The organism is Amycolatopsis sp. w19 (assembly GCF_051373225.1).
Taxonomy (GTDB): Bacteria; Actinomycetota; Actinomycetes; order Mycobacteriales; family Pseudonocardiaceae; genus Amycolatopsis; species Amycolatopsis japonica.
In genome coordinates this window covers 578,286-604,717 of the sequence record NZ_JBPQFM010000003.1, presented here as the reverse complement: position 1 = coordinate 604,717, position 26,432 = coordinate 578,286, and the positions used below count along the sequence as shown (strand labels likewise).

General features: G+C 68.1%; 27 protein-coding genes. 12 read left to right on the top strand and 15 right to left on the bottom strand.

Annotation, left to right across the window (positions count from 1 at the left end; translation table 11 throughout):
• Positions 1-33: 33 nt before the first annotated feature.
• Complete coding sequence (locus tag ACSMFO_RS10590) at positions 34-861, bottom strand: NBR1-Ig-like domain-containing protein (RefSeq protein ID WP_436458312.1); 828 nt, start codon at positions 859-861, stop codon at positions 34-36.
• A 117-nt stretch (positions 862-978) separates the two neighbouring features.
• Between ACSMFO_RS10590 and ACSMFO_RS10585 the strand changes: the two genes are divergently transcribed.
• On the top strand, positions 979-1,680 hold the full coding sequence (locus ACSMFO_RS10585) for a Pr6Pr family membrane protein (RefSeq protein WP_436458310.1): 702 nt from the start codon (positions 979-981) through the stop codon (positions 1,678-1,680).
• Here ACSMFO_RS10585 and ACSMFO_RS10580 read toward each other — a convergent pair.
• Both ACSMFO_RS10580 and ACSMFO_RS10575 read right to left on the bottom strand, forming a co-directional pair.
• Positions 1,624-2,853, bottom strand: a complete 1,230-nt coding sequence (locus tag ACSMFO_RS10580; protein WP_436458309.1) for an NADH:flavin oxidoreductase/NADH oxidase family protein — start codon at positions 2,851-2,853, stop codon at positions 1,624-1,626. The two genes, ACSMFO_RS10585 and ACSMFO_RS10580, sit on opposite strands and share 57 nt — an antisense overlap.
• Before the next feature lie 73 nt (positions 2,854-2,926).
• Positions 2,927-3,154, bottom strand: coding sequence for a hypothetical protein (locus ACSMFO_RS10575; protein WP_436458307.1), 228 nt, complete (start codon positions 3,152-3,154; stop codon positions 2,927-2,929).
• 53 nt (positions 3,155-3,207) lie between these two features.
• Between ACSMFO_RS10575 and ACSMFO_RS10570 the strand changes: the two genes are divergently transcribed.
• On the top strand, positions 3,208-3,330 hold the full coding sequence (locus ACSMFO_RS10570) for a winged helix-turn-helix transcriptional regulator (RefSeq protein ID WP_436458305.1): 123 nt from the start codon (positions 3,208-3,210) through the stop codon (positions 3,328-3,330).
• Here the strand turns inward: ACSMFO_RS10570 and ACSMFO_RS10565 are convergent.
• Positions 3,316-3,786: a DUF309 domain-containing protein gene (locus ACSMFO_RS10565; RefSeq protein WP_436458304.1), complete on the bottom strand. Its 471-nt coding sequence runs from the start codon at positions 3,784-3,786 to the stop codon at positions 3,316-3,318. The genes ACSMFO_RS10570 and ACSMFO_RS10565 overlap by 15 nt on opposite strands.
• Positions 3,787-3,821: 35 nt before the next feature.
• Between ACSMFO_RS10565 and ACSMFO_RS10560 the strand changes: the two genes are divergently transcribed.
• On the top strand, positions 3,822-5,261 hold the full coding sequence (locus ACSMFO_RS10560) for a GuaB1 family IMP dehydrogenase-related protein (RefSeq protein ID WP_436458302.1): 1,440 nt from the start codon (positions 3,822-3,824) through the stop codon (positions 5,259-5,261).
• 52 nt (positions 5,262-5,313) lie between these two features.
• Here ACSMFO_RS10560 and ACSMFO_RS10555 read toward each other — a convergent pair whose 3' ends face one another.
• Positions 5,314-6,600 carry a PhoH family protein gene (locus ACSMFO_RS10555; protein ID WP_143202492.1) on the bottom strand — a complete coding sequence of 429 codons (1,287 nt, stop codon included), beginning with the start codon at positions 6,598-6,600 and terminating at the stop codon, positions 5,314-5,316.
• A gap of 730 nt (positions 6,601-7,330) precedes the next feature.
• Between ACSMFO_RS10555 and ACSMFO_RS10550 the strand changes: the two genes are divergently transcribed.
• Positions 7,331-7,579: a hypothetical protein gene (locus ACSMFO_RS10550; protein WP_038508407.1), complete on the top strand. Its 249-nt coding sequence runs from the start codon at positions 7,331-7,333 to the stop codon at positions 7,577-7,579.
• A gap of 60 nt (positions 7,580-7,639) precedes the next feature.
• On the opposite strand, the gene ACSMFO_RS10545 is transcribed toward ACSMFO_RS10550, so the two are convergent.
• Entirely contained in the window at positions 7,640-8,416 is a 777-nt protein-coding gene (locus ACSMFO_RS10545; protein WP_037306485.1) for an isoprenyl transferase, read from the bottom strand.
• 131 nt (positions 8,417-8,547) lie between these two features.
• On the opposite strand from ACSMFO_RS10545, the gene trhA reads away from it, so the two are divergent.
• A complete protein-coding gene (gene trhA / locus ACSMFO_RS10540; RefSeq protein WP_037342457.1) occupies positions 8,548-9,189 on the top strand; it encodes a PAQR family membrane homeostasis protein TrhA in 642 nt (213 codons plus the stop codon).
• A 402-nt stretch (positions 9,190-9,591) separates the two neighbouring features.
• Here trhA and ACSMFO_RS10535 read toward each other — a convergent pair whose 3' ends face one another.
• From ACSMFO_RS10535 to ACSMFO_RS10525, 3 genes are all read right to left on the bottom strand, one after another.
• Positions 9,592-10,653 carry an HNH endonuclease signature motif containing protein gene (locus ACSMFO_RS10535; protein WP_436458300.1) on the bottom strand — a complete coding sequence of 354 codons (1,062 nt, stop codon included), beginning with the start codon at positions 10,651-10,653 and terminating at the stop codon, positions 9,592-9,594.
• Between the two features lie 351 nt (positions 10,654-11,004).
• Complete coding sequence (locus tag ACSMFO_RS10530; RefSeq protein WP_436458299.1) at positions 11,005-11,430, bottom strand: cytotoxic translational repressor of toxin-antitoxin stability system; 426 nt, start codon at positions 11,428-11,430, stop codon at positions 11,005-11,007.
• Positions 11,427-11,843, bottom strand: coding sequence for a prevent-host-death protein (locus ACSMFO_RS10525; RefSeq protein ID WP_038508402.1), 417 nt, complete (start codon positions 11,841-11,843; stop codon positions 11,427-11,429). Before ACSMFO_RS10525 ends, ACSMFO_RS10530 begins: the two co-directional genes overlap by 4 nt.
• A gap of 164 nt (positions 11,844-12,007) precedes the next feature.
• Between ACSMFO_RS10525 and ACSMFO_RS10520 the strand changes: the two genes are divergently transcribed.
• Entirely contained in the window at positions 12,008-12,457 is a 450-nt protein-coding gene (locus tag ACSMFO_RS10520) for a TIGR03618 family F420-dependent PPOX class oxidoreductase (protein ID WP_436458297.1), read from the top strand.
• Positions 12,458-12,495: 38 nt separating this feature from the next.
• Positions 12,496-13,242 carry a potassium channel family protein gene (locus tag ACSMFO_RS10515; RefSeq protein WP_073844811.1) on the top strand — a complete coding sequence of 249 codons (747 nt, stop codon included), beginning with the start codon at positions 12,496-12,498 and terminating at the stop codon, positions 13,240-13,242.
• On the opposite strand, the gene ACSMFO_RS10510 is transcribed toward ACSMFO_RS10515, so the two are convergent.
• From ACSMFO_RS10510 to ACSMFO_RS10500, 3 genes are all read right to left on the bottom strand, one after another.
• Entirely contained in the window at positions 13,199-15,085 is a 1,887-nt protein-coding gene (locus tag ACSMFO_RS10510; protein ID WP_436458296.1) for an acyl-CoA dehydrogenase family protein, read from the bottom strand. The two genes, ACSMFO_RS10515 and ACSMFO_RS10510, sit on opposite strands and share 44 nt — an antisense overlap.
• Positions 15,086-15,150: 65 nt before the next feature.
• Positions 15,151-16,506, bottom strand: coding sequence for a glycoside hydrolase family 28 protein (locus ACSMFO_RS10505; protein ID WP_436458294.1), 1,356 nt, complete (start codon positions 16,504-16,506; stop codon positions 15,151-15,153).
• 69 nt (positions 16,507-16,575) lie between these two features.
• Positions 16,576-17,136 (bottom strand): hypothetical protein, encoded by a 561-nt coding sequence (locus ACSMFO_RS10500; RefSeq protein WP_038508390.1) that lies wholly within the window; start codon positions 17,134-17,136, stop codon positions 16,576-16,578.
• 156 nt (positions 17,137-17,292) lie between these two features.
• Here ACSMFO_RS10500 and ACSMFO_RS10495 point away from each other — a divergent pair, with 156 nt between their 5' ends.
• Positions 17,293-17,769, top strand: a complete 477-nt coding sequence (locus ACSMFO_RS10495) for a hypothetical protein (RefSeq protein WP_436458293.1) — start codon at positions 17,293-17,295, stop codon at positions 17,767-17,769.
• On the opposite strand, the gene ACSMFO_RS10490 is transcribed toward ACSMFO_RS10495, so the two are convergent.
• Positions 17,750-19,768 carry a thioredoxin domain-containing protein gene (locus tag ACSMFO_RS10490; protein ID WP_436458291.1) on the bottom strand — a complete coding sequence of 673 codons (2,019 nt, stop codon included), beginning with the start codon at positions 19,766-19,768 and terminating at the stop codon, positions 17,750-17,752. The genes ACSMFO_RS10495 and ACSMFO_RS10490 overlap by 20 nt on opposite strands.
• A gap of 63 nt (positions 19,769-19,831) precedes the next feature.
• Between ACSMFO_RS10490 and ACSMFO_RS10485 the strand changes: the two genes are divergently transcribed.
• Together ACSMFO_RS10485 and ACSMFO_RS10480 are read left to right on the top strand one after the other, a co-directional pair.
• A complete protein-coding gene (locus tag ACSMFO_RS10485) occupies positions 19,832-21,199 on the top strand; it encodes a 3' terminal RNA ribose 2'-O-methyltransferase Hen1 (protein ID WP_436458289.1) in 1,368 nt (455 codons plus the stop codon).
• Entirely contained in the window at positions 21,196-23,688 is a 2,493-nt protein-coding gene (locus ACSMFO_RS10480) for a polynucleotide kinase-phosphatase (protein ID WP_436458287.1), read from the top strand. Before ACSMFO_RS10485 ends, ACSMFO_RS10480 begins: the two co-directional genes overlap by 4 nt.
• A 72-nt stretch (positions 23,689-23,760) precedes the next feature.
• Here the strand turns inward: ACSMFO_RS10480 and ACSMFO_RS10475 are convergent, their stop codons facing one another.
• Positions 23,761-24,084 (bottom strand): hypothetical protein, encoded by a 324-nt coding sequence (locus tag ACSMFO_RS10475; protein ID WP_436458285.1) that lies wholly within the window; start codon positions 24,082-24,084, stop codon positions 23,761-23,763.
• Complete coding sequence (gene mca / locus ACSMFO_RS10470; protein WP_395860919.1) at positions 24,084-24,977, bottom strand: mycothiol conjugate amidase Mca; 894 nt, start codon at positions 24,975-24,977, stop codon at positions 24,084-24,086. The genes ACSMFO_RS10475 and mca overlap by 1 nt, the downstream gene beginning before the upstream one ends.
• A 146-nt stretch (positions 24,978-25,123) precedes the next feature.
• Between mca and ACSMFO_RS10465 the strand changes: the two genes are divergently transcribed.
• Both ACSMFO_RS10465 and greA read left to right on the top strand, forming a co-directional pair.
• The gene (locus tag ACSMFO_RS10465; protein ID WP_360120046.1) at positions 25,124-25,579 is read left to right on the top strand and encodes a DUF4307 domain-containing protein; all 456 of its coding nucleotides are present in this window, start codon (positions 25,124-25,126) and stop codon (positions 25,577-25,579) included.
• A gap of 199 nt (positions 25,580-25,778) precedes the next feature.
• The gene (gene greA / locus ACSMFO_RS10460) at positions 25,779-26,279 is read left to right on the top strand and encodes a transcription elongation factor GreA (protein ID WP_016337198.1); all 501 of its coding nucleotides are present in this window, start codon (positions 25,779-25,781) and stop codon (positions 26,277-26,279) included.
• The last annotated feature ends 153 nt before the right edge of the window (positions 26,280-26,432 follow it).

Below are 26,432 nucleotides of genomic sequence, written 5' to 3'. Positions count from 1 at the left end.
GCAGGTCAGCGCTTTGGCCATCGGCCCGGAAAGTCAAATGACGCGGACCGAGAAGAACACCGCGCGGGTGTTCGGCAGCAGGATGTGGCCCTGTTCGTCGGCCATCTTCCAGTACACCTGGCAATGCCCGGGACGGTCGGGCGCGCGCACCTCGACGGAGACGCGGACATGCTCGCCGGGGGCGGTCTGCGGGACGGGGACGCGCTCGGGCGTGGCGCATTCGCCGGGATTCCCGAACGACCCGGCGCGGACCAGATAGCGGCCGACCCATCCGACCGTTCCCGCGTTGCGGAACTCCCAGGTCTTCACGAAGACCGAGCCGGCCGCGACTTCGCTGCCGTCGGGCACGGTCACGTCGGCGACGAATTCGGACGCGTCACCGGCCGGCGCGGCGGGCTCGGAGCCGAACGGGACCGCGAAGACGAACACCAGCGCCGCGACGAGCACGAGCGCCACGGCGCCGGCGAGGACGAACGCCGTCCGGCGTGACCGCTCAGGCGCGGGTCCGGGCACGGGTTCCGGCACGGCGCCGGCGGTCAGCGCGTCCCGCGCGCGTTCCCACTCGCCGCGCCATTCGTGGCGGACCTCGTCCTCGCCGCCGCCGAGCACACCGACGGCCAGCACGCGAACGAACTCCCAGGACGTTTCCCAGCTGGGCAGCCGCTCCCCGCGGGCCGCGGCCGAAAGCGCCGATTTCGACGCGAGCGCGCCGTACTCGTCACGCATCCGGTCGTAGGAAGGGTCACCGGCGGCCCGTTTCAGTTCCCACAGCCGCCGCGCGAACCCGGCGACGGGTCCGCTGTCCTCCGCCGGACCCCGCGCGACCCGGCCGCGGCGTCCGGGCCTCCGCTCGACGTCCATCGGTTCCCACGATATGACCCGGTGGGCGGGAAGACCCGGCGGCGTCCCGCCCCCGATCGAGTGGCGGCGTGCGGTGGTGACGGGACGTCGCCACCCGATCACCCATAAAGTGGGCGAATGCAGGCTTCCAAGATCGCGCGTGCCTGGTTCGGCCTGACGGCGCTGGTGGTGATCGCCGGTCTCGCCGCGCAGATCCCGGTCTCCGCGGGCACCACCGGCGGCACCTTCCACACCCCGGCCGGCCGGGTGGCCAACCTGCTCGCGTTCTTCACCATCGACTCGAACATCCTGGTCGGCGCCGGCAGCCTGCTGCTCGCGCTCGGTGTCGCGGGCCGGTCGACGTTGTTCGGCGTACTGCGGCTCACCGGGTTGGTCGGCATCACCGTGACCGGTGTCGTCTTCCAGGTCGCGCTCGCCGATCTCTACGAACTGCACGGCTGGGCGGTGTTCGCCGACACGATGCTGCATAAGGTGTCGCCGCTGATGTGCGTCGCGGGCTGGCTGCTGTTCGGGCCGCGCGGCCAGCTGTCGTGGCGCGTTCTGTGGTGGTCGCTGCTGTACCCGATGGCCTGGCTCGCCGTCACGCTGGTGCGCGGCGCGATCATCGGGTTCTACCCGTACCCGTTCGTCGACCCGGGCATCAACGGCTACGGCGGTGTCGCGTTCAACTGCGTGTTGATCGGTGTGCTGTTCATCGGTCTCGCGGCGGCCGCGGTCGGTTTCGACCGCACGTTCAGCCGCAAGGACGAGGTGGACGACTACTTAGCCCCGGACCCGCCGGAAAGCGTTGAGCGGATCCGCGACGCCGGCACGTACTAGCGTCCGCACCGCGCCGAGCCGCCGGTCCACCGGTTTCCCGGCGGCCACCCGGTGCATCTGCTGGGTGTGCCACTGGATCTCGAGCAGGCTGTCGGCCAGCCGGACGCCGATCTTCGGCGCCGTGCGCTGGGCGCGGGCGTCCTCGCCGCCCAGCAGGCGTCCGGGCAATGCCGGGTCGACGATCAGCGGCCTGCCGAGACCGATGACGTCCAGCGCGCCGGAGCGCAGCGCGTCCGCCATGCCTTGTGGGCTGATGAAGCCGCCCGTGACCATCAGCGCGACGTCCGTGACCTGCCGCGCCTTCGTGGCGTAGTCGAGGAAGTAAGCCTCGCGACTGGCGGTGCTCGCCTTGGCCGACCCCATCATGGCGGCCTTCTCGTAGGTACCGCCGGAGACCTCCAGCAGGTCGATACCCGCTTCACCCAGTTCGCGGACGACTTCGAGCGATTCCTCTTCGCTGAACCCGCCGCGCTGGAAGTCCGCGCTGTTGAGCTTGACCGCGATCGGCACCGCGTCGCCGACCTCGGCGCGCACGCGGGCGACCACTTCCAGCAGGAACCGGCGCCGCCGGAGCGCGTCACCGCCCCAGCCGTCGGTGCGCCGGTTGGTCAGGGGCGACAGGAACTGCGAGACGAGATAGCCGTGTGCCCCGTGGATCTGGATCCCGGCGAACCCGGCGTCGACGACGGTCCGCGCGGCCACGCCGAACCGGTCGATGATCGCTTCGATCTCGTCGACGGTCAGCGCCCGCGGCGTCGCGAACACCGAGCGGATGCCTCGGTCGCCGAACGGCACCGCGGACGGCGCGACCGGCTGCCGGGACAGGAAACGCGGACTCTGCCTGCCAGGGTGGTTGAGCTGGGCCCACAACCGGGTCTCGGTCCCGTCGACCGACCGCGCCCACGGCTTGAACTCGGTCGCGTCCGGCTCCCGCGGCACCGCGACGTTGCGCGGTTCGCCGAGCGCGGTCGGATCGACCATGACGTTGCCGGTGATCAGCGTCCCGGCGCCGCCGCGGGACCACGTCCGGTACAGCTCGGCCAGTTCGGCGGTCGGCCGGTTGCGGCGGTCGCCGAGCTGCTCGCTGAGCGCGGCCTTGGCCAGCCGGTTCGGCAGGGTCGCGCCGCATCGCAGTTTCAGCGGTTCGGCCAGCAGTTCCTTGGGCTCGCTCATCGCGCTTTCTCCCGCCGTTACCTACTGATCAGTATCCCTACTCGAAGTAACATACTCGCGGTATGTCGAGTACTCAAGGCGCGGCGATGCCGAAGGGGTTGTCGATCACGTAGCGCCAGAGCCCGTCCTCGCCACGCTTCGCGACGTCGGTCGCCGTCGCGGCGAGGTGCCCTTCGATGCTCCAGTCGACGATCAGGAGGGCCAGGTCACCGGCGACGTGCACCTGGCGCGGCGTCACCTCGGTCGGTCGCCCGAGCGCGAGGATCCCGCCGTTCGCGGCCCGGCGTTCCGCGCCGCTCACCCGCACACCGTCCCGGCGGACGAACACGGCGTCCGGAGCCGGATTGCCTCGCCGTGCGCGAGGAGCTGCCGGGCTTCCCGAGCCGGACCGGCTACCGGCTCACTCCCGCGGGACAGGAACTGCGGCCGCTGCTGATCGAGCTGTACCGCTCGGGTTCGGCCCTACTGGCCCAGTAGACGAGGCGCGACCGGCTCCACCCGAGCCCGCACCTTCACTTCTTCGGCCATCGACCGCGCCCAAGCCTGCAACCCCGGGATGTCGATCCCGTGCGGCCCGGCCTCACGGAACGGCTCGATGTTGTCCGCGCCACGCTCCAGCAGCGAAGCCGCGCCGTTGCCGTTCCCCCTGGCCACGTGGGTCAGGCCGACGGCGAGCTGCGCCAGGCCGCGCCACAGCTCCCGCTCCGGGCCGTCGGTGGATTTCCACGCGTCCTCGAATACCTCGTGCGCGTGGAACGGGCGGCCCGCGTCGAGCAGGCGCTGAGCCTCGGAGATGGTGTCCTCGGGGCTGCGTTCGATGCCCTCGGGCTGCCGTTCGACACCGTCGGCGCCGTACGGGAGCGGCCTGCCGAGACCGTCTCGCGGGCGCGCGTTGCGGGCTCGTCCGGCTTCGTCACGGTCCCGGTCCGTCATGCCGCCATTGTCCCACGCGGGTATCCTGGGGCCTCGTGCGCTTTCTCGACGGGCATCGGCCCGCTCACGACCTGACCTACGACGACGTGTTCCTCCTGCCGAACCGGTCGGACGTGGAGTCCCGCTTCGACGTCGACCTGTCCACTGTGGACGGCACCGGCGCGACGATCCCGATCGTGGTCGCCAACATGACCGCCGTCGCGGGCCGCCGGATGGCCGAAACGGTCGCCAGGCGCGGCGGGCTCGTGGTCCTCCCGCAGGATGTCGACGTGGCCGCGGTCGCCGACATCGTCACCTGGGTCAAGAGCCGTCACCCCGTGTGGGACACCCCGCTCGTGCTGACCGGCGGCGACGCGGTGGCCGACGCGCTGAACCTGGTCGGCAAACGGGCCCACGGCGCCGTCGTCGTGGTGGACGAGGACGGCAAGCCCGTCGGCGTCGTCGACGAAGCGGCTTGCGCCGGCGTAGACCGCTTCGCGCGGCTGGCCGACGTCGCGGAGCCCGCGGTCGTCACGGTCCCGCTGGACACTCCGCCGCGCGAGGTGTTCGAGCGGCTGCACGACCACGGCGGCCGCCTCGCGCTCGGCATCGACGAGAACGGCAGGCTCGCGGGCGTCCTCACCGAGATCGCGGCACTGCGCGCGGAGATCTACACCCCGGCCGTCGACGACGGCGGCAACCTGCGTGTCGCCGCCGCGATCGGCGTGAACGGCGACGTCGCGGCGAAGGCCGAAGCCGTCCTCGCGGCGGGCGTCGACGTGCTCGTGGTCGACACCGCGCACGGACACCAGGAGAAGATGATCTCCGCGCTCAAGGCCGTCCGGTCGGTGAACCCGCGGGTCCCGGTGGTCGCCGGGAACGTGGTCACCGCGGAGGGCACGCGCGACCTGATCCACGCGGGAGCGGACGTCGTCAAGGTCGGCGTCGGCCCCGGCGCCATGTGCACGACCCGGATGATGACCGGCGTCGGGCGCCCGCAGTTCTCCGCCGTCGCCGAATGCGCGGCCGCGGCTCGTGAACTGGGCAAGCACGTCTGGGCGGACGGCGGCGTGCGGCATCCGCGCGACGTCGCGCTCGCGCTGGCCGCCGGCGCGTCGGCGGCGATGGTCGGCTCGTGGTTCGCCGGCACCCACGAATCCCCGGGCGACCTGCGCTACGACGAGCAGGGCAAGCCGTACAAGGAATCGTTCGGCATGGCGTCGAAGCGCGCCGTCGGCGCCCGCACGCGTACGGACAACGTCTTCGAACGCGCCAAGAAGGGCCTGTTCGAAGAGGGCATCTCGGCGTCGCGGATGGCCTTGGACCCGGCTCGCCCCGGCGTCGAGGACCTGCTCGACTCGATCGGCTCCGGTGTCCGTTCGGCCTGCACGTACGCGGGCGCCCGGACGCTGGAGGAGTTCCACGAGCGCGCGCTGCTCGGGATCCAGTCCGCCGCGGGCTTCGCGGAAGGACGCCCGCTGCCGTCAGGCTGGTGACACCCGGAGGAGTCCTCTTAGGACTGTCCTGAGAGGACTCCCCCGGATCCGGTCAGCCGTGGTCCTCCAGCATCTCGGTGACGAGCGCCGCGATCGGCGAACGCTCGGAACGGGTCAGCGTGACATGCGCGAACAGCGGGTGACCCTTGAGTTTCTCGATCACCGCGGAAACTCCGTCGTGCCGCCCGACCCGCAGGTTGTCTCGCTGCGCGACGTCATGCGTGAGCACGACCCGCGAGGCCGTGCCCAGCCGCGAAAGCACGGTCAGGAGCACGTTGCGCTCCAAGGACTGCGCCTCGTCGACGATGACGAACGTGTCGTGCAGCGACCGGCCGCGGATATGGGTCAGCGGGAGCACCTCGAGCATGCCGCGGTCGAAGACCTCGTCGAGGACGTCCTGGCTGACCAGCCCGCCGAGGGTGTCGAACACCGCCTGCGCCCACGGCTGCATCTTCTCGCTCTCGGAACCGGGCAGGTAGCCCAGTTCCTGGCCGCCGACCGCGTAAACCGGCCGGAACACGACCACCTTGCGGTGCTGGCGGCGTTCCATCACCGACTCCAGCCCCGCGCAGAGCGCGAGCGCCGACTTACCCGTCCCGGCCCGTCCGCCCAGCGAGACGATGCCGACGTCGGAGTCCAGCAGGAGATCCAGCGCGACCCGCTGTTCGGCCGAGCGGCCGTGCAGCCCGAACGCCTCCTTGTCACCGCGCACGAGCCGGATCCGCTTGTCCGCGGTGACCCTGCCCAACGCGCTCGAACTGCCCGCGAGCAGCCTCAACCCGGTGTGGCAGGGCAGCTCACCGACCTCGGGCATCCCGAATTCCGCCGGATCCACCGAAGAGCCGCTGAACAGCCCGTCGATGAGGGTCTGCGGGACGTCCACGTCCGCCATCCCCGTCCAGCCCGAGGGCGTCACCTCCTGCGCGCGGTACTCGTCGGCTTCGAGGCCGACGGCTCCCGCCTTGACGCGCAGGGGGATGTCCTTGGTCACCAGCGTGACCGACGCGCGTTCCGCCGCCAGATTGAGCGCACAGGCGAGGATGCGGTGGTCGTTGGAGTCGGTGCGGAAGCCGACCGGGAGCACCGTGGGATCGGAGTGGTTCAACTCCACCTGCAGGGTGCCGCCGTGCTCACCGATCGGGATCGGCGCGTCGAGCCTTCCGTGCTGACGACGCAGGTCGTCGAGCATGCGGAGCGCTTCGCGCGCGAACCACCCCAGTTCGGGATGGTGACGTTTCGCCTCCAGTTCACTGATGACGACCAGCGGGAGCACGACCGCGTGTTCGGCGAAACGGGTCACCGACCAGGGGTCAGAGAGCAGGACCGACGTGTCGAGCACGTAAGTGGACCGCTGGGATTCGGGCGAGATCGAGGCTTTCTCCGGGCCAGAGGCACCGGTCGAAGAACGGCCAGAGGCCTTGCGGGGTGAACGCTGCGCAGTCACGACGGCATCTCCCTCGTGGGCGTGGCACCACGCCCGCACTCGCTGGGCCGGGCACCTCCCTGGCTAACCGCTCCTTCCGACGTCTTCCGACGTCAGTCGGCACGGCCGCGAGGGCCGGGTGCCGGCCCCCTCGTGCATCCACTGGGCGGCTGTGCCGCCCTGTCGACAACCGCCACGACCAGGGCCTCCCGCGAGAGTCCGCATGGGACGCGAACCCTCACTTCCGGAAGGTACCTGCGTCCGGCCGATCGCGCAGGCAGCCACCACGGTGATTCGCCAAACCGTCATCTCACTGTCGGTCGCGTGACATCAACGCCTGGTCACCATCACGGTCCGTAGTGATGATCTCCATTCAGGGACGCTCGTCGATGCGACCCGGATGGATTAACGCGACGCAGGGCGTTCACCTGATGGGATCGAGGGTTCTACCACGCTTGGTAGCGGGTCGCATTTTGTGCCCGAGACAGAGAACCGGACCGAGTGAAACGCGCCTTTTCGGGCTCACACAATGGGCTTACGCGACGGTCACAACTCCTGAATAGCGAGTAATTTTCTCACTGCGGGACACCCCCACCGGATTTCGGTGCCCCCGATCCCTGAATATCTCTACCAAGGAGTGTGCGAAGTGCTGAAGAAGGCTGGTTTCGTTTCCGCCGTCGCCGCGGGCATCATGATGGTCGGCGGGACCGCGTTCGCCGCCACTGGTGACACCTCCGGCACCCCGGACCCCACGTTCGGCGACGCCTACAACACCTTCATCGAGGGTGGCGGCGCGCTGGGCTACGGTGCCGCTTCGCTGGTCGCGGGCGCCTACACGGGCATCGCCACCACCCCGGCCCTGGTCCTCCACTCGCTGGAGCACCACCACCACTGATCTTCAGTGACGACGTCGAAGGCCCCGGAGTGCACGCCGGGGCCTTCGTCATGTCACCGGTCAGGAACCGAAGCGCCGGTGCCGCCACGCGTAATCGCGCATCGCGCGGAGAAAATCGACGCGCCGGAATGCGGGCCAATACGCTTCGGTGAACCAGAATTCCGAATGCGCCGATTGCCAGAGCAGGAATCCGGAAAGCCGCTGCTCACCCGAGGTGCGGATAATCAGATCCGGATCGGGCTGACCCGAGGTGTACATGTGTTCGGAAATATGGTCGACGTCCAGGATCTTCGCGAGCTCGCGGATCGAGGTGCCCTCGTCGGCGTGCTGGAGGAGGAGTTTGCGGACCGCGTCGGCGATCTCCTGACGTCCTCCGTAACCGACCGCGACGTTGACCTCCATCCCGGAGCGCCCTTCAGTGCGCTCCGCGGCCGCGCTGAGGGCCTTCGCGACCTCAGGCGGCAGCAAGTCGAGGGCTCCCACGATGCGGAGCCGCCAGGGCGTGTGCGGCGCGGCGAGTTCGTCGGTGACGTCGGTGATGATCTTCAGCAGGGGGCTGAGCTCCTCGGCCGCGCGCCCGAGGTTGTCCGTCGAAAGCAGCCACATCGTGACGACCTCGACGTCGGCCTCGTTGCACCAGCTCAGGAAATCGGCGATCTTCTTGGCGCCGGCCCGGTGGCCGTCGGCGACGTCCGTGAAGCCCGCTTCGCGCGCCCAGCGGCGGTTGCCGTCCAGCATGATGGCGATGTGGCGTGGATGGCGCCCCTTGGCCTGCTGGATCAGGCGCCTGCCGTAGGCGCTGTACACGACGTCTGACAAGAAGGACCGAAGACTCACGCCAGTGGAGACTAGTCACCCCGCGGGCCCCAGTGGGACGCGCCACGGAGACTGGCGAAAAACCTACGATACCGTAACCTGAGTGAGTGAGCGTAGCGACCGAACCCCAGCCGTCCGGCCCCGCGCCCGTGGTGGACACGCGTCCTCGATTGCGTGGGCACATCCACTTCTGGTCCTTCTTCGGCGCTGTCGCCGGAGCAGCGACCCTCATCAGCCTCGCGGCGTCCACTGTGTCTGGTATCGCCGCTTTGTCCACTTCGGTCTACGGCCTGACCGTCCTCGGCGTTTTCGGCGTCAGCGCGCTGTACCACCGTCGCTTGTGGAGCCCACGAGCATACGAATGGATGAAGCGCGCCGACCATTCGATGATCTTCCTGTTCATCGCCGGCACCTACACGCCGTTCACCCTTCTGGCCATGTCCCAGCCGACCGGGTACATCGTGCTCGCGATCGTGTGGGGCGGCGCGATCGGCGGCGTCACCCTGAAGATGCTGTGGCCGAACGCGCCACGCTGGCTGGGCGTGCCGATCTACATCGCACTGGGCTGGGTCGCCGTCTTCGTCCTGCCCGAACTGGCCACGCACGCCGGCGTCGCGGCGCTCGTGCTGCTCTGCGTCGGCGGCCTGTTCTACACGCTGGGCGCGGTGTTCTACGCGGTGAAGTGGCCGAACCACTTCCCGGACACCTTCGGGTACCACGAGTACTTCCACGCCTGCACGGTTCTGGCCGCGGTTTCGCACTACATCGCGATCTGGCTGGCCATGTACGCCTAGCTGGGCTTTTACCCTTCTGGATCTCTCCCAGGCCGCCGCCAGGCCGTCACGCTGCCCGGCGACGGCCTGGTCCTTTTCTCAGGCTCCCGACCGCCGTCCTCGTCCGCTCGTGGCTACTCGGAAGCAGGGGCGCCGGATGTTGCAGAGATCAAATACCGCACGCGCGAGTTGGAGCAGAGCAGTCCTGCTTCGCTTGAGAGCCACCGGCCAGACGCCCAACCCGGACCCACCCCACCGGAACGGCGGCTCATCAAGATCGACCTTGATCAAATCGTCTCCGGATGCACCCCCGTCAGCGTGATCGAGGTACCGACAGCATCTGCGTACAATCGCCGAGCCGACAAGAAGAGCCGACTCGGACCGACACCCAGCGCGCCTCCACACACCTCGTCGGATCAAAGATCAACCGATAATCGCCACGCGATCACTGCCCTCTCCGGACGGAATTCTGTCAAACAACAGAACCTTCTTCCGCCGCCTAAAGCGCGATTCCTTGTTTCGATCAATCCTATATAGAGCCACATCATAAGCCCACGCATGTGTTGATACTTTTTTATCGATACCGAAGTGCTTTCCAGTGGCAGCATCCAGCACTCTACGATATTCCTCGTGCAACTTCCATGAAAACCTGGAGAAGTCGACATCCTCCCAGCCATAGAGGTGACTTAGCTCAAATTTGATCGCGCTGACAAAGTCCAGCTCGGATCTATCAACCTTTTCTACCCTTGACCCAAGAGCCGAGGCACTCTCCTTCACCTCATCAGGGGCATTTTCCCACTTGCTTCCAGAGTCTCGCATTTCCGCATAGTCAACCCAAGCCCAGAAGCCCTCGGCGTCTGCAATATCGGGAGCTTCACGATGATGACTCTTGCACAAAAGGGCAAAGTTACGAACATTCATGGAGCCACCCAGCGAAACTGGAACAACATGCGCCCGTTCGGCCGGCCTACTCCAACATATTAGACAGCATGGATCATCACCCATTCCCAGATAGTCAGCAATCGCCTCCTTCGACGGAGCCGACTTTCGACTATCGTCGATTACTTCTCTCGGCTTGACAGGTAATAAGTCAACGTCATACCAGAAGCTGTCATCGCCGTCAGGATAGGCAATATCAAGGCGCTCTGGAAGATCGTTGCGCTGCCTTTTACCGTTTTCGATTTTGGCTATCGGAGTACTAATAACAGTCAAGTACGGCCCGAGATAACCAAGGATGAAGTTCTGAACTATCTCCCACGCATCGTGATCATAGCCGCCCTTGCTGTTCTTGTGACCTTGAATTCTAAGATGCAGATATCTCGGCGCATTCGGCTTCGCCCGCTGCGCCGACCGAACAATACTAAAGAGCCGATGGGCACATCGTTCAAAATTTTCGTAAACAGCCATGTCATGGTAGAGAAGGACGCCATCTTTCGCCTTCGCCTTACCCTTGAAATCCTCACCTTTTCGCCGCTTCTTCACCATAACCCATCCGCATTCCAGCCGATTTACCTCTTCGTTTCAGGCAGAATCGGTCGACGACTTCGCCTCGTTACAGCCGCTTAGGTCAGGTTCTGGCCATACCCGTAGACAGCATCACGAGAGCGCTTCATATCCACTATGTCACGCCGCTTAACATAAGAAAAACAGCATCCGTTACGCCTAGCCCAGTGCAACAATGCCGACACGGCGATATCTGAATCGACCGACGCCGACCAGACTGGAACCGTAACAAACTTGTCCCTGGACAGCTACGAGTTTCGAATTCCATAAGAGGCAATGCGCGTGACGATTCGGTTCGTCATGATCTGGCTGCCCCTGTACTCCAGCCAAGAATCAAGGGTTCTCGGTCCAGAACTGCTGAAGCCTCGAAATGGCCTCGGCCTTGGTCATGGCCGCCACATCGGCCTCAGCGAGGCCGACCCGGGAAAGCAGCAGGTGCACGAGGTCGGCCGGGAGGGCTTCAGCCTGCGGCACGGGAAGCCCACGGTCGGGTTTGACGCCGTCCTGCACGCACGACCAGAAGCACGGCTCGTCGACGTCGAGCTGGTCGCGAAGGATGTGCTTCCAGATGCTCTTGCCGTACCCGGTCCGGTCCACCGGATGCGAGATCCGGGTCCGCAGGATACGGCCGTCCACGAGGCCGAGTTCGTAGGTGACGTGATGCGTGCCCGTCCGGCCGCGGGCGTCGCGAACTCGGCGCCACTCCTCGATCTGGCAGAAAGATTCGTGGTCCTTGCGCGTGGGTTGTGGCCAGTTCACCGCGCGGTACCTGCCAGCCAGTCACGAAGTTGATCATCGTCACTCAGGCTGATCAACTGGACCAGACCCCAGTTGTCACGGTGGTTCGGAGCGTCCAGCAGCCGCGACTGCCAGTCTTCCGCGTACTCCCGCAAAGCGTCGACCATCTCGATCAGCGCCTCGTCGAAAGTGGCACCGTCCGCCGCAACCGGCAAGCCCGGGATGAACACGGACCAGCCGCCATCCTCGGCTACGACCTGGGCGGACGCGGGCAGAAGCGACGCGAGGAAGTAGCGCAGACGCTCGACGTCCACGACGGCAGCCTGGACCGAGTCACGCCGAACCGTGGCGACACGGCCTTTTTCCGCGGCATCCAACAGATCCTTCAGGTGCGCGCGAGCTTCGGTGTAGCTGTCGTAGTGCAGAGCGGACACAGGGGCCTCCCGATAAGTCGTAACCAGTCTGCCCAAGTACGTCACGTACGTCAAGTACGTGCGTGTTCACGTGGTCCCCTGACCAGGACGGACACAAGCGTGTTCCCTCTGGCACAAGAAAGTGCCTTCTTCCGCGCCCTCGCCGTGCCAGCCATGATCACCGCATGGCCAAGAACGCACCGCCCCGCCGCCTCGACGACGCGGCCCTCAGCGACTTCCTCGCCGGACACACCTTCGGCGCCCTCGCGACCGTCAAGCGTGACGGCCGCCCGCATCTCTCCACCGTCGTCTACACGTGGGACCCGGAGACGCGCGAGGTCCGGATCAGCACGACCGAAGACCGTCTGAAGGTCAAGCAGCTCCGCATCAACCCGACCGCCTCGCTCTACGTCTCCAGCGCCGATCACTGGAGTTTCGCCGTCGCGGAAGGGAAAGCGGAACTCTCCGAAGTCACCCGGACACCCGGCGACACGGCAGGCCTCGAATACCTGGCGGCGCAGCGGCAGAAACCCGACGACGAGGCGGAGTTCCTCGCGACCATCGCGGCCGAGCGAAGGCTCTACATCACCCTCAAAACCGACAAACTCTATGGAACGGCCCTCGACATCGCTTAACGTACGCACCTGGGAAAGGCCAGGTGAGGAGACGTTCGATGTGGGAAAAGCGGATGGAGTGGCCGCTCAACGCCGCCGCCGTACTGTTCCTGGCCGCGTACGCCTGGCCGATCCTCCAGCCTTCGCTCGGGCACACCGGGCGGGTCTGGTGCGAGGTCGTCACCTGGCTCGCGTGGGCGGTCTTCGCCCTCGACTACGCCGTCCGCCTCAAGCACGCCGAGGACAAACGGGTCTTCCTGAAGAACAACGTCTTCGACCTGTTGATCATCGTGCTCCCGCTGATCCGGCAGCTGCGTCTGCTGCGGCTGGTCACGGTGCTCAACGTCCTCAACCGCAATGCCGGCCTGTCGCTGCGCGGCCGCGTCGTGGTCTACACGGTGGGCGCGACGGCGCTCATCGTGTTCTGTTCGGCGCTCGCCGTGCTCGACGCCGAGCGCGCCGCGCCGGACGCGCCGATCACCGACTTCCCGGACGCGGTGTGGTGGTCGATCACGACGATCACCACGGTCGGCTACGGCGACCGCTATCCCGTCAGCGGCACCGGCCGGATCGTCGCGGTCGGGCTCATGGTGGCCGGGATCGCCCTGCTCGGTGTGGTCACCGCGACGCTCGCGTCGTGGCTGATCCGCCGGGTGACCGAGGCCGACGAGAACGCGCAGGCCGTGACCCGCGAGCATCTCGACGAGCTGACCCGCGAGGTCAAGGCGTTGCGGGCCGAGCTCGCCGAGCAGCGCGCCGAGGTCAGTCCCGCAGCATCGGAGCCGCTAGGTACGGCTCGGGGATAGCGAAGGCGTCCACGAGGGTCCGCGCGTGCGGGCGCAGGTCGGCGCACAGCGCGTTCACCTCGGCGGTGACGGCCTTCGAGCGCCCGGACGTCAGGCGTCCGTGTTCGAGGAACCAGCCGCGATCCGCCTCGATGTTCGCGAGCGCGTAGAGGTCGCAGACCCGCTCCAGCAGCTCGCGGGCCTCCGCGTCGGCACAGCGTTCGATGGCGTCGACGAACGCTTCCAGCACCACCCGGTCGACGTGCGCTCGTCCGGCGCGCAGCACGTGGTCCTGCGCGCCGTTAAAGACGCCGAAGGGGTCCGAACCCGCTTTACGCAGACGCTGCGCGACGCCGCCGAGGACGTGCTCTTCGCGGTCTTCGAACAGCTTCAGGTGCCATTCGCGCGAGTAGAGCACGTCGCCGTCGTCGGCTTCGGTGAGCCGCTCGACGACCTTGCGCGCGGACGTCCGTTCGATCACGGCCTCGACGAGCTGCTCCGCCACGAACCGCGCGGTCGCGAGCGGGCTGAGATCCTCGAAGTGGTCCTTGTAGCTGGTCAGCAAACCCTTCGCGACCAGCTGCAGCAGCACGGTGTTGTCACCCTCGAAGGTGGTGAAGACGTCCGTGTCCGCCTTCAGCCCGGCGAGCAGGTTCTCCGAGAGATAGCCGGAGCCGCCACATGCCTCCCGGGCCGCCTGGATGGTCGCCGTCGCGTGCCAGGTCGAGACGGCCTTGATGCCGGCGGCGCGCGATTCCAGCTCTCGCTGCTCCTCTTCCGGCGCGTCCTCGGGGATGTCGTGCAGCTTCGAGACGAGCCCTTCCTGCGCGAAGTGCAGGGCATACGACGTCGCCAGCGCGGGCAGCAGTTTCCGCTGGTGGGCGCGGTAGTCGAGGATCACGACCTCCTCGCCGCCGGGCCGCGCGAACTGCCGCCGCTGCTCGCCGTAGCGGATGGCCAGCGCCAGCGCGCGTTTCGTCGCGCTGCCGGCGCTGCCCGCGACGCTGACCCGGCCGCGGATGAGCGTGCCGAGCATCGTGAAGAACCGGCGGCCGTCGCTTTCGATCGGGCTCGTGTACGTCCCGTCCTCGGCGACGTCACCGAAGCGGTTGAGCAGCGCCTCGCGCGGAATCCGCACTTGGCCGAACGTGAGCCGTCCGTTGTCGACGCCGTTGAGGCCCGCCTTGCGGCCGCAGTCCTCGATCTCGACGCCGCACGCCTTCTCGCCGCGGATCGGCACCAGGAACGCGTGCACCCCGCGTGACTCGCCACCGGTGATCAGCTGCGCGAACACCACGGCCAGTTCGCCGTCGCGGGCGGCGTTGCCGATGTACTCCTTCATCGCGTCCCGGTCCGGCGTGTGCACGACGAACTCGCGCGTCGCCGGGTCGTAGGTCGCGGTGGTGCGCAGATGCTGGACGTCCGAGCCGTGCCCGTGCTCGGTCATCGCGAAACAGCCCAGCAGCTCCAGATCCTTGATGTCGCGCAGATACCGCTCGTGGTGGCGTTCGGTGCCGAGCAGCTGCACCGCTCCGCCGAACAGGCCCCATTGGACACCGGCCTTCACCATCAGCGAGAGATCGCCGAAGCCCAGCATCTCGAACGACGTCAACGCGCCGCCGACGTCTCCGCCACCGCCGTACGCCGGGTCGAAGCCGAGCCCCGGCCGGTCGGTGCGGGCGAGCAGCCGCAGCCATTCGAGCACCTGGGCCCGATGCGTTTCGGTGTCGACGTCGACAGGGTCTTCGAAGACCTCCGCGGCCATCTGCGCGCGCACCGCGCGGCGAAGCTCGGCCCACCGTCCATCGAGGACGGTGGTCAGCACGTCCGGGTCGATCTTCGCGGGAAGTCCTGGTGTGTCCACGATTCCTCCGATGCGGTGCGGTCTGCGTTCAGCCTGCCGCACCGCATCGGGAAGCGCAGGACGAATCAGACCGGTTCCCCGTTGATCGTCGTGTTCTCGAACCGCAGGTCGTCGACGTGTTTCAGGGTGTTCTCCGTGTTCGCGACGCCGTCGAAGCGGCAATCGCTCACCCGCAGCCCCCGAACGTGTGAGTTGGGCAACCCTCGGACGTTGAACGCCGCCTGCCCGCATTTCGTACCGGTCGAACGGCTGAGGGTGAACGGCCCGAACCGGGGGACGTACGCGCCCGTCTGTCCGTTGTAGTCAGGCAGCACGTACACGACCGAGCGGACGAACGTGCCGGAGACGCTGTCAAGATTGACGTTCTCGGTGAATCCGCCGCGCAACGTGTTCGACTTGACGTACAGCCCGTACTTCGTCTCGCCGGTGACGGTGAGCTTGTGCGCGTAGACGTTCCGGATGCCGCCGGTCTGTTCGCTGCCGCAGGTGATCGCGCCCCAGTTGCCGTCCATCACGCAGTTCGCGACGACGATGTTCTGGCACGGCACGCCGATCCTGCGGCCATCGGCGTCCCGGCCCGATTTCAGCGCGATGTTGTCGTCGTGCGCGCCGAGGTGGGAGTTCACGATCACGACGTGGTCGCAGGACTCCGGATCGCAGGCGTCGGTGTTGGAATGCGCGGTGCTCGCGTCCGTGCGGACGCCGTCGATCGTGACGTTCCGGCAGAGCGTCGGATGCAGCTGCCAGAACATCGGGTTCTTCAGCGTGATCCCTTCGATCAGCACGGTGTCGCACGAATACGGCTCGACGAACGTGGAGCGCATGGCGTGCCCGGAGCCGGGGACGATCCGCCGCTCGGGCGGAATTCCCTTGGCCACCAACGATTCCAGGTACTCGCGATCCTTGCCCTTGTTCCAGGACGCCGTGCCCGCCGCGTCGAGGGTGCCCTTCCCGGTCACCGCGATGTTGGATTCCCGGTACGCGTAGATCATCGGCGACCGGTTCACGCACTCGATGCCCTCGTAGCGGGTGAGCACGTTCGGGAACTTCGAGGCGTCGGAACCGAAAGCGAGCACGGCGCCCGCCGCGAGATGCAGGTCCACGTTGCTCTTGAGGTACACCGCACCGGTGACGAAGGTGCCCTTCGGCACGACGACGCGTCCGCCGCCGCGCGCGTTGGCCGTCTCGATCGCCTTCCTGATCGCTGCGGTGTTGTCGGTCTTCCCGTCACCCTTGGCGCCGAAGCCGAGCACCGAGAACGTCCGGTCCGGGAAGACCGGCCGTTTCGTCCGCGCGACGATGTCTTCGGCCGCGGGCCAGGGAAGGGCCGGGGCCGCCGAGGCGGTGGGCGCGAGCAGTGGGCTCGCGGCCACCACGAGACCGCCCTTGATCAGCCAACGCCGGGAGAATCTGCCGTCCATGACGCCTTCTTTCGCAAGAGGACTTCGGTGAAGACGGCGGAATCCCGACTCTACGGGCGGACCCCTGCCTCAGGAAAGATCCGGTCCCTGTGAGCGGAGATCGTCGACCTTGGTCATCGCCTCCCGAAGCTCGGCGAGCCAGGCGTCCGCGTGCTCCCCGACCAGCCGGACCGCCCAGGCGAGCGCCTCCGACCGCGACCGGGCGACGCCCGCGTCGACGAGGGTGTCGAGCACCAGGCGTTCCGGCTGCCGCAGCCTGGTCATGACCGGCGCCGAATGCGTGGTGAACAGATGCCGTGTGCCGCCGAGGCTCGCGCCCCACGCGACCTTGCGCTGATAACGGTGCTCCGCCTGGCGCGCGATCTCGATCCGCTCGTCGCGGGTCTCCTCGCGGAACCGGCTGATCCGGCCGTCCTCGGCCGCCGCGCGGGCCGCGTCGTCGGCGTACTCACCGGTGAGCGGCTGGAGTTCGCCGACGATGACGATCTCTTCGCGATCCACCGTGACCTCGGGGTCACCGGTGAACCAGCCTTCGGGGAGCCTGCCGCCGAACCACGCGGCCGCGTCGTCCGCCGCCGGGATGTCCGCCTGCTGCCAGCCGCCCCGGCCTTTCCAGCTTCCGCGTCCCATCTGACCCGCCTCCTCGATTACATGATTACAACGCTACCGACGCTACGCCCGGAACAGGCGAGACTCACGCGTGTTCTCCCCCGGCGAAAACCCGGGGCAACCAGATGACCTGCGCGGACGTGTTCCCACCAGCAGCCGACGAGGAAGGGGAACCTCATGCTGAAGAAGGTCATGATCGGCGCTCTCGTGCTCGGAGCCGCCCAGCTCGCGGTGGTCGCGCCGGCCGCCGCGACCACCGATCCCAGCTGGTATCTCGGCCCGACCCCGCTCGGGCCTGGCGAGCAGATCTACGCCGAAACGAGGGCAGGCGCAGGCGGTTGTGTCCCGAAGGGCCCGGTGACCTCTCCGGGGCTCGCCGAGCCGATCGGCTGGACCATCGGCGGGAACTTCGGGAAATACGGCGGATACGGGCACGTGGTGAAGAAGCCCGGCAAGTACGTCGCGACGCTCAACTGCACCGACGGACGCAAGTCGACCCGGACGTTCACGGTGACGGGAGTCCCGCCGTCCAGCACCACGAAGCCGCCGAAACCCACCCCGAAACCGAAGCCGAAGCCGCAGGTCACCGTGAAACCGGCAGGCGCGCCGCAGACCGGCGGCGGCGCCTTCGCCCCTATGGCATGGGACTGGTGAGCTGAGACCGCAGTTCCTCGGCGGTGGTGACGGGCCGCTCGCACACGTATCCGCGGCACACGTACGCGGCGGCGACGCCGTCGACCAGCGGCCGATCGGCCAGCAGCGGCACCCCTTCGGCATCCGGGGTCCCGCCCACGACGACGGCGCCGTCCGGCAACGACGCGACGGCCGCGGCCAGCAGATCCGCGCGTGAAGCGGCATCCGGGCCGACGACGGCGACCTGCACCGGCCCGGCGGCGGCCGCTTCGGCCACGGTGAGCCAGTGCCCGGCGAACCGCGGCGCGTGGGCGGCGAGCCGTCCCGCCCGGGCGAGCGCCTGCTCGGCCGCCTCGCGGTAGCGGCCCACCCGGTCGTGCCCGGCCAGCACGGACGCGGTCAGCAAGGCGTTCGCCAAGGCCGAGGCTCCCGACGGGCTCGCGTTGTCGGTCGGGTCGGAAGGCCGCTGCACCAGGACTTCCGCGTCGTCGGCGGTGTCGTAGTAGGCACCCGTCGAGTCCGGGACGCCGAAATGGGTCAACGCGAGGTCCAGCAAGGTGATGGCGTCGGCGAGCCATCGCGGTTCGCCCGTCGCCTGGTGGAGTTCGAGCAGCCCTTCGGCGAGGCACGCGTAGTCCTCCAGTACCCCCGCCGTCGTACCGACGACGCCGTCGCGGGAGGTCCGGCGCAGGCGTCCGGCCACGAAATGGGTGTCCATCAGGAAAGCCGCCGCGCGAGCCGCCGCTTCGATCCACTGTGGACGATCGAGCCGTGAGCCCGCTTTGGCGAGCGCGCCGATCGCGAGCCCGTTCCAAGCGGCGATCACCTTGTCGTCGCGGGCGGGCTGGGGGCGCTCGTTCCGCGCGGCCAGCAACGCGCGGCGGACCCGCTCATAACGCGTTTCGTCCTCTGGATGCGGTTCGCACAGCCGCAGCGTCGAGGCGCCATGCTCGAAGTTGCCCTGCTCGGTCACCTGGAACAGCTCGGCCGCCCAAGCACCGTCCTCCTCGCCGAGCACTTCGGCGAGCTGCGCGGGCATCCAAACATAGGTGAGCCCTTCGACGCCATCGGTGTCCGCGTCGAGCGACGCGGCGAAACCGCCCTCGGCCGTCCCGAGGTCGCGCAGCAGGAACTCCGCGGTCTCTTCGACCGCGCGCCGCGCGTACTCGTGCCCGGTCACGCCGTGGAACTGCGCATAGAACCGCAGGAGCAAACCGTTGTCGTACAGCATCTTCTCGAAATGCGGCACTTCCCAGCCCGCGTCGACCGAGTACCTCGCGAACCCACCCGCGAGCTGGTCGTTCAATCCGCCCAGCGCCATCGCCTCGGCGGTGTGCTCGACCATGGCGAGGTCGGCGCCGGTGCGCTCGTGGTGACGGAGCAGGAAGTTCAACGCCATCGTCGGCGGGAACTTCGGCGCTCCCCCGAATCCGCCGTTCCCGGTGTCGAACTCCTTGCGCAGCGTGGCGACCGCGGCGTCCAGCGCCGCACCGTCCACAACGGACTCGGGTAGCGGCCCGCTCTTCTCCGTGAGATGGGCGATGATCTGCCGGGCGCCGGAACGCAGCTCGCCCGGCCGCTCGCCCCAGGCCTCGGCGACCGCGACGAGCAGCTGCGAGAACGACGGCATCCCGGGCCGCGGCGACGGCGGATAGTAGGTGCCGCAATGGAACGGCTCCCCTTCCGGCGTCAGGAAACACGTCATCGGCCAGCCGCCCTGACCGGTCATCGCCTGCGTGGCCGCCATGTACACCGAGTCGATGTCCGGGCGCTCCTCGCGGTCCACCTTGATGTTGACGAAGTTCGCGTTCATCAGCGTCGCGGTGGCTTCGTCCTCGAAGGACTCGTGCGCCATGACATGGCACCAGTGGCAGGCCGCGTAGCCGACCGAAAGCAGGATCGGCACGTTCCGCCGTTTCGCCTCGGCCAGCGCCTCCTCGCCCCAGGGCCACCAGTCCACCGGGTTCTCGGCGTGCTGCAGCAGGTACGGACTGGTCGCGGCCTTCAGGCGGTTCGACATGTCACCAGGGTCGCATGCGGAAAAGCGGGGGCGCAGAGCGGCGGTCTGCGCGACACTCGTCCGGTGCTCCTGACCATGACCACCACCCGGAACCCGGCCACCGACCTCGGCTTTCTCCTGCACAAGCATCCGGAGAAGGCGCAATCGCTCACGCTCTCGGCCGGGACCGCGCATGTCTTCTACCCGGAGGCGGCCGACGAGCGCTGCACCGTTTCCCTGCTGGTCGAGATCGACCCGGTCGACCTCGTGCGCGGTGGCGGCACGTCGCTGACCCAGTACGTCAACGACCGCCCGTACGCGGGCGGCTCGTATCTGGCGGTGGCGCTGCGGGCCGCCTTCACCACGGCGCTGGCCGGCCGGTGCGCGAACCGGCCGGAACTGGTCGACGAGCGTTTCCCGCTGGAGATCCGGGTCCCGTCGCTGACCGCGCGAGGCGGCGCCGAGGTCGTCCACAAGCTCTTCGGACCGCTCGGCTGGCAGGTCGAGGCGAAGGCCATTCCGCTCGACCCCGAGTTCCCGCAGTGGGGCGATTCCCGCTACGTCGATCTCCGGCTGACCGGCACGCAGCGCGTCGTCGACGCGTTGCGGCACCTGTACGTCCTGCTGCCCGCGCTCGACGGCGACAAGCACTACTGGATCGGCCAGGACGAAGCGGACAAGCTGTTGCGCGTCGGCGAAGGCTGGCTCGCCGGGCATCCGGAACGCGACCTGATCACCAACCGGTACCTCGAACGACGTCGCCCGATCGTCTCGTACGCGCTCGCTCAACTCGCCGAGGCGGACGACGTGCCGGCGGAAGCCGAGGCCAGGGTCACCGAGCAGCCGGACCGGCCCGAACCGCTGGCCGTCCAGCGTCAGGGCAGTGTGCTCGCGGCGCTCCGGGCGGCGGGCGCACGGCGTGTGCTCGACCTCGGCTGCGGTGGTGGCGCGTTGCTGCGCGTGTTGCAGAAGGAGCCGTCGTTCACCGAGATCGTCGGTGTCGACGTGTCCGCGAGCGCGCTCGATATCGCCGAGAAGCGGCTCAAGGACAAGTCGCGAATCACCCTGAAGCAGTCCGCGCTGACCTACGCGGATCCGTCGCTGGCCGGATACGACGCGGCCGTGCTGATGGAGGTGATCGAGCACGTCGACGAGGAGCGCCTGCCCGCGCTGGAGCACGCCGTGTTCGGGGTCGCCGCGCCGCGGACGGTCCTCGTCACGACGCCGAACGCCGAGTACAACCGGCACTTCGAATTCCTCGAAGAAGGCCGGTTCCGGCACGCCGACCACCGTTTCGAGTGGACACGCGAGCAGTTCCGCACGTGGGCCGGAGGAGTCGCGGCACGACGCGGCTACGACGTCCGCCACCTGCCGGTGGGACAGGAGTCCCAGGAATCAGGACCGCCGACCCAAATGGCGGTCTTCACGTCTCGAAAGGAGGCCGTGGCATGAAACTGACCATTCCCGACATGTCCCTCGTCGTGCTCGTCGGCGCCTCCGGCTCCGGCAAGTCGACCTTCGCGCGGACGCATTTCGCGCCGACGCAGGTGCTGTCCAGCGACTACTTCCGCGGCCTGGTGGCCGACGACGAGAACGACCAGAGCGCCTCGGGCGCCGCTTTCGACGTGCTCCACTACGTCGCGGCGAAGCGGCTCGAAGCGGGACGGATCACCGTCATCGACGCGACGAACGTCCAGCGCGCGTCGCGGGCGAGCCTTCTGAAGCTGGCGAAGGAGTACGACGTCCTGCCGACGGCGATCGTGCTCGATCTGCCCGTGAAGGTCTGCCAGGAACGCAACGCGGCCCGGCCGGACCGCGATTTCGGCGAGCACGTCGTCCGGCGTCAGCGCGGTGAACTGCACCGCTCACTGAAGTCGTTGGAGCGCGAGGGTTTCCGTCGCGTGCACGTGTTGCGGAGCGAGGCCGAGATCGCCGAAGCGGAGATCGTCGTCGAGCCGCTGCGCAACGACCGTCGCGACCTCACCGGACCGTTCGACGTCATCGGCGACGTCCACGGCTGCCGCGAGGAACTGGACGAACTGCTCGTCGAACTGGGGTACGTCGACGGCGTGCACCCGGAGGGACGGATCGCGGTGTTCGTCGGCGACCTCGTCGACCGCGGCCCCGACACGCCGGGCGTGCTGCGCCGCGTGATGGCGATGGCCGAGGCGGGCAGCGCGCTGGTCGTCTGCGGGAACCACGAACAGAAACTGGTCCGCGCGCTGAACGGGCGCAAGGTCAAGACCACGCACGGCCTCGCGGAGTCGCTGGAGCAACTTTCCGCGCAGGACGAGAACTTCCGCGCGAAGGCGCACGCCTTCTGCGAAGGACTCATCGCGCACTACGTCCTCGACGGCGGCGACCTCGTCGTCGCGCACGCGGGCCTGCCCGAGAAGTTCCACGGGCGCGCGTCCGGCAGAGTGCGGAGCACCGCGCTCTACGGCGACACCACCGGCGAGACCGACGAGTACGGCCTGCCGGTCCGGTTGCCTTGGGCGCGCGACTACCGCGGCAAGGCGATGGTCCTCTATGGACACACACCGACGTTGGAGCCGGAGTGGATCAACGGGACCATGTGTCTCGACACGGGCTGCGTGTTCGGCGGCAAGCTGACCGCTTTGCGTTACCCGGAACGGGAAGTCGTCTCGGTGAAGGCGAAGAAGGTCTGGTACGAGCCGGCCCGGCCGCTCGAACCGGCCCGGCCGCTGGGCGGACGCGAGCCCGCGGTGCTGGAACTGGGCGACGTCACCGGGAAGCGGATCGTCGAGACCCGGCACCACGGCCGGGTCGGGGTCTCCGCCGAGCAGTCGGCGGCGGCGCTCGAAGTGATGAGCCGCTTCGCCGTCGACCCGCGCTGGCTGCCGTACCTGCCGCCGACCATGGCGCCGTGTTCGACCTCGGCCACGGACGACTACCTCGAACATCCCGAGGAGGCTTTCGCCGAGTTCCGCGCGGCGGGTGTCGATCACGTCCTGTGCGAGGAGAAGCACATGGGTTCGCGGGCCGTCGTGCTCGTGTGCCGTGACGACGACGTGGCTCCCGCGCGGTTCGGGATCCAGGGGCCCGGCGCGGTCTACACCCGCACCGGCCGTCCGTTCTTCAGTCCGGACCAGAACGCGCGGCTGCTCGCCGATGTGCGGGAAGCGGCGTCTGAACTGTTCGAGGAACTGGACACCGGCTGGCTGTTGCTCGACGCGGAGTTGCTGCCGTGGAGCGCGAAGGCAGGGTCGCTGATCTCGGGCCAGTACGCGGCCGTCGGCGCGGCGGCGCAGTCCGTGCTGCCCGCCGCCGTCGCGTCACTGGACGCGGCCGCGGCTCGCGGGATCGACGTGTCGGAGCTGTTGGCGCGCACCAGGACTCGCGAGTCCACTGTGGACGCGTACCGGCAGGCATACCGGCGTTACTGCTGGCCGACCGACGGTCTCGACGGCGTCCGGCTGGCGCCGTTCCAGATCCTGGCGTCGGAGGGACACGCGTACCACGACCGGCCGCACGAGTGGCATCTTGCGCTGCTGGACCGGCTCACCGGCGACCGGTTCACCCGCACGCGGACGCTGGCCGTCGACACCACCGACCCGGCGTCGGTGGCACGCGGCGTCGCATGGTGGCTGGAGCTGACCGGCGCGGGCGGCGAGGGCATGGTCGTCAAACCGGCGGCGAACCTGACGCGCGGCGCGCGCGGGTTGGTTCAGCCGGGGGTGAAGGTGCGCGGACGCGAGTACCTGCGGATCATCTACGGGCCGGACTACACGTTGCCGGAGAACCTCTCGCGCCTTCGCAAGCGGGGTCTCAACCGGAAGCGGGCGCTGGCGTCGCGCGAGTACGCGCTGGGGCTCGAGGCGCTGGAACGGCTGGCGCGCGGGGAACCGCTGTGGCGGGTGCACGAATGCGTGTTCGCCGTGCTGGCGCTGGAGTCGGATCCGGTCGACCCGCGCCTCTGACGCGCTTCGGAAATGCCATGAAAGGTCCTTTCCTTGCGAAATTTGCAAGGAAAGGACCTTTCATGGCAGCGCTCAGTCGGACTTGGCGGTCGGTTTCTCGGCCTTCGCCACCGGCTCGCTCTCGGCCTTCGGGGCTTCGGGAGTCTCCTCAGCCGAAGCGGGAGCCTCCGCAGGCTCGTCGAAGCTCTCCGGCAGCCGCTTCAGGTGCTTGGTCATCGACCGCACCAGCAGCGCGACGGCGATCAGGAACAGGATCAGGATCAGGAAACCCACCGGCGACGACTTGCCGAAGTCCTCACCTTGGCCGCCGTTGTCGCCGTTGCCGGGCTGCTGCGCCAGGAACTGCGACGACACCGTCACCGGAACGACGGCGAACGCCGGCACCACGAAACTCATTAGCCCTCCTTCAAGCCGGCGAACAGATCGTCCTCCGGCAGGGTGCTGTCCACCAGTGAGCGGACCAGCTCGTACTCCTCGGTCGGCCAGACCTCGCGCTGCAGGTCGCGCGGGACGGCGAACCAGCGGCTGTTCGGGTCGATCTGGGTGGCGTGCGCCTTGAGCGCCTCGTCACGCTGCTCGAAGTACTCGCCGCATTCGACGCGCGTGGTCACCCGCTCCATGACGTCGGCCTTGTCCGGGTCCCACGACTTGAGCCACTCCTCGTACGGCGACTCCAGGCCGCGCGCGAGCAGGCCCTCGTGGAACACGGTCATCCTGGCGCGCGAGAACCCGTGCACGTAGTACAGCTTCATCGGCTGCCACGGCTCACCGGCGTCCGGGTACCGCTCCGCCTCGCCCGCGGCGTCGAAGGCCGCGACCGAGATCTCGTGCGTGCGGATGTGGTCGGGGTGCGGATACCCGCCGTTCTCGTCGTAGGTGACGATCACGTGCGGGCGGAACTCGCGGATGACCTTCACCAGCGCACCGGTGGACTCTTCGAGCGGGATGACCGCGAACGAGCCCTCGGGGACCGGCGGAAGCGGGTCGCCCTCGGGCAGGCCCGAGTCGACGAACCCGAGCCAGGTGTGGCTCACGCCGAGGATCTTGGCCGCGCGGGCCATCTCCTCCCGGCGGATCTCGGTCATGTTGGTCAGTACTTCGGGACGGTCCATGGCCGGGTTCAGCACACTGCCCGCTTCGCCACCGGTGCAGGTCACGACCATGACCTCGTGCCCCTCGGCGGCGTACTTGGCCATGGTGGCGGCACCCTTGCTCGACTCGTCGTCGGGGTGCGCGTGCACCGCCATCAGGCGGAGGCGTGACTTCGGCGGTTCATCGGCAGACACCATGCTCCGAACGTCCCCTTCTCGTTCCCTATTCCCCTCCAGACCCTGCCTGACGGCTCGCCCGGCCGGGCGCGGATACTCGAGGGGAACCACTCGCATACGACCCCATTGTCCCTGCGAGCACGACGACACCAACCGGGAGGCCCGGGTTGAGCACGGGACAGGACGCTCCCACCGCGGAAAGCACCCGGATGGACGTGCCGGGAGACCGGTACGGCAAGACCCGCGCCGCGAAGCCCGCCCGCTGGCGGCGCCTGGTGTTCGCCCTGGTCGCGCTGCTGGTCAGCGGCGGGATCGCCTATGTCGCGTACACGAACTTCGGCAGCGCGCCCATCGAGGGCGAACGCGTCTCGTTCGACGAGAAGCCGGGCGACGCGATGGAGATCACCATCAACGTGACCAGGGACGATGTGAACCGTCCCGGTGTGTGCGTCGTCCGGGTCCGTGACAAGGCGGGCGCGGAAAGCGGCCGTAAAGAGGTCCTCGTTCAGCCTGGTTCGAAGAACAGCCGGGTGACGACCACCATCAAGAGCATCGGAAAGCCGGTCACGGCTGATATCTTCGGATGCTCATACGACGTACCACGGTACCTGTCAAGGCCATAGCGGCCAACGGGGTGAAACAGGCGCCCAACGCCGAGGCGCGACCGAATTCCACCGGCGGCGATACCTCGCGCCGTGTTACTCTGATCTACCGGCACGGCCCAAGACGGGCCGTGTTTTTCCTTTATCTCAGCCAGGCCGGCGCGCCATGCCGGTCCGGTGGCCGGCTTGTACACCCAAGCCTGGCAGGCCCTACTAGGAGATGGTGACCGTGAGCGACACAAAGGTGACCTGGCTGACCCAGGATGCCTACGACAGGCTCAAGCAGGAACTCGACCACTACATCGAGCTCCGCCCGGTCATCGCTGCGAAGATCAACGACAGCCGGGAAGAGGGTGACCTCAAGGAGAACGGCGGCTACCACGCCGCCCGTGAGGAGCAGGGCCAGCACGAGGCCCGCATCCGCCACCTCCAGGAGCTCCTCCGCTCGGCCAAGGTGGGCGAGCCGCCCGCCAACGACGGCAGCGCCGGACCGGGCAAGGTCCTCACCGTGCGTTACGACGGTGACGACGAGGACGAGAACTTCCTCTTGGCGACCCGTGAAGAGGGCACCGAGGGCGACCTGGACGTCTACTCGCCGGAGTCCCCGCTCGGCAAGGCGCTGCTCGGCGCCAAAGAGGGCGAGACCCGCGAGTACGAGCTGCCCAACGGCAGCATCCAGAAGGTGACGCTCGTCAAGGCCGTGCCGTACACCGGCAAGTAAGTGTGCCGCCGGTCTCCCCAAGGGCGCCCAGCGCCCGACGGAGACTTCACCCGTCGCGCCGCTTTGCGGCCGAAGGCCCCGGAAACTCGATGAAGAGGCGCCCTCCACGCAGCGCGAGTTCGACTGCGAACCGGCGCCTCTTCGGCGAGTTTT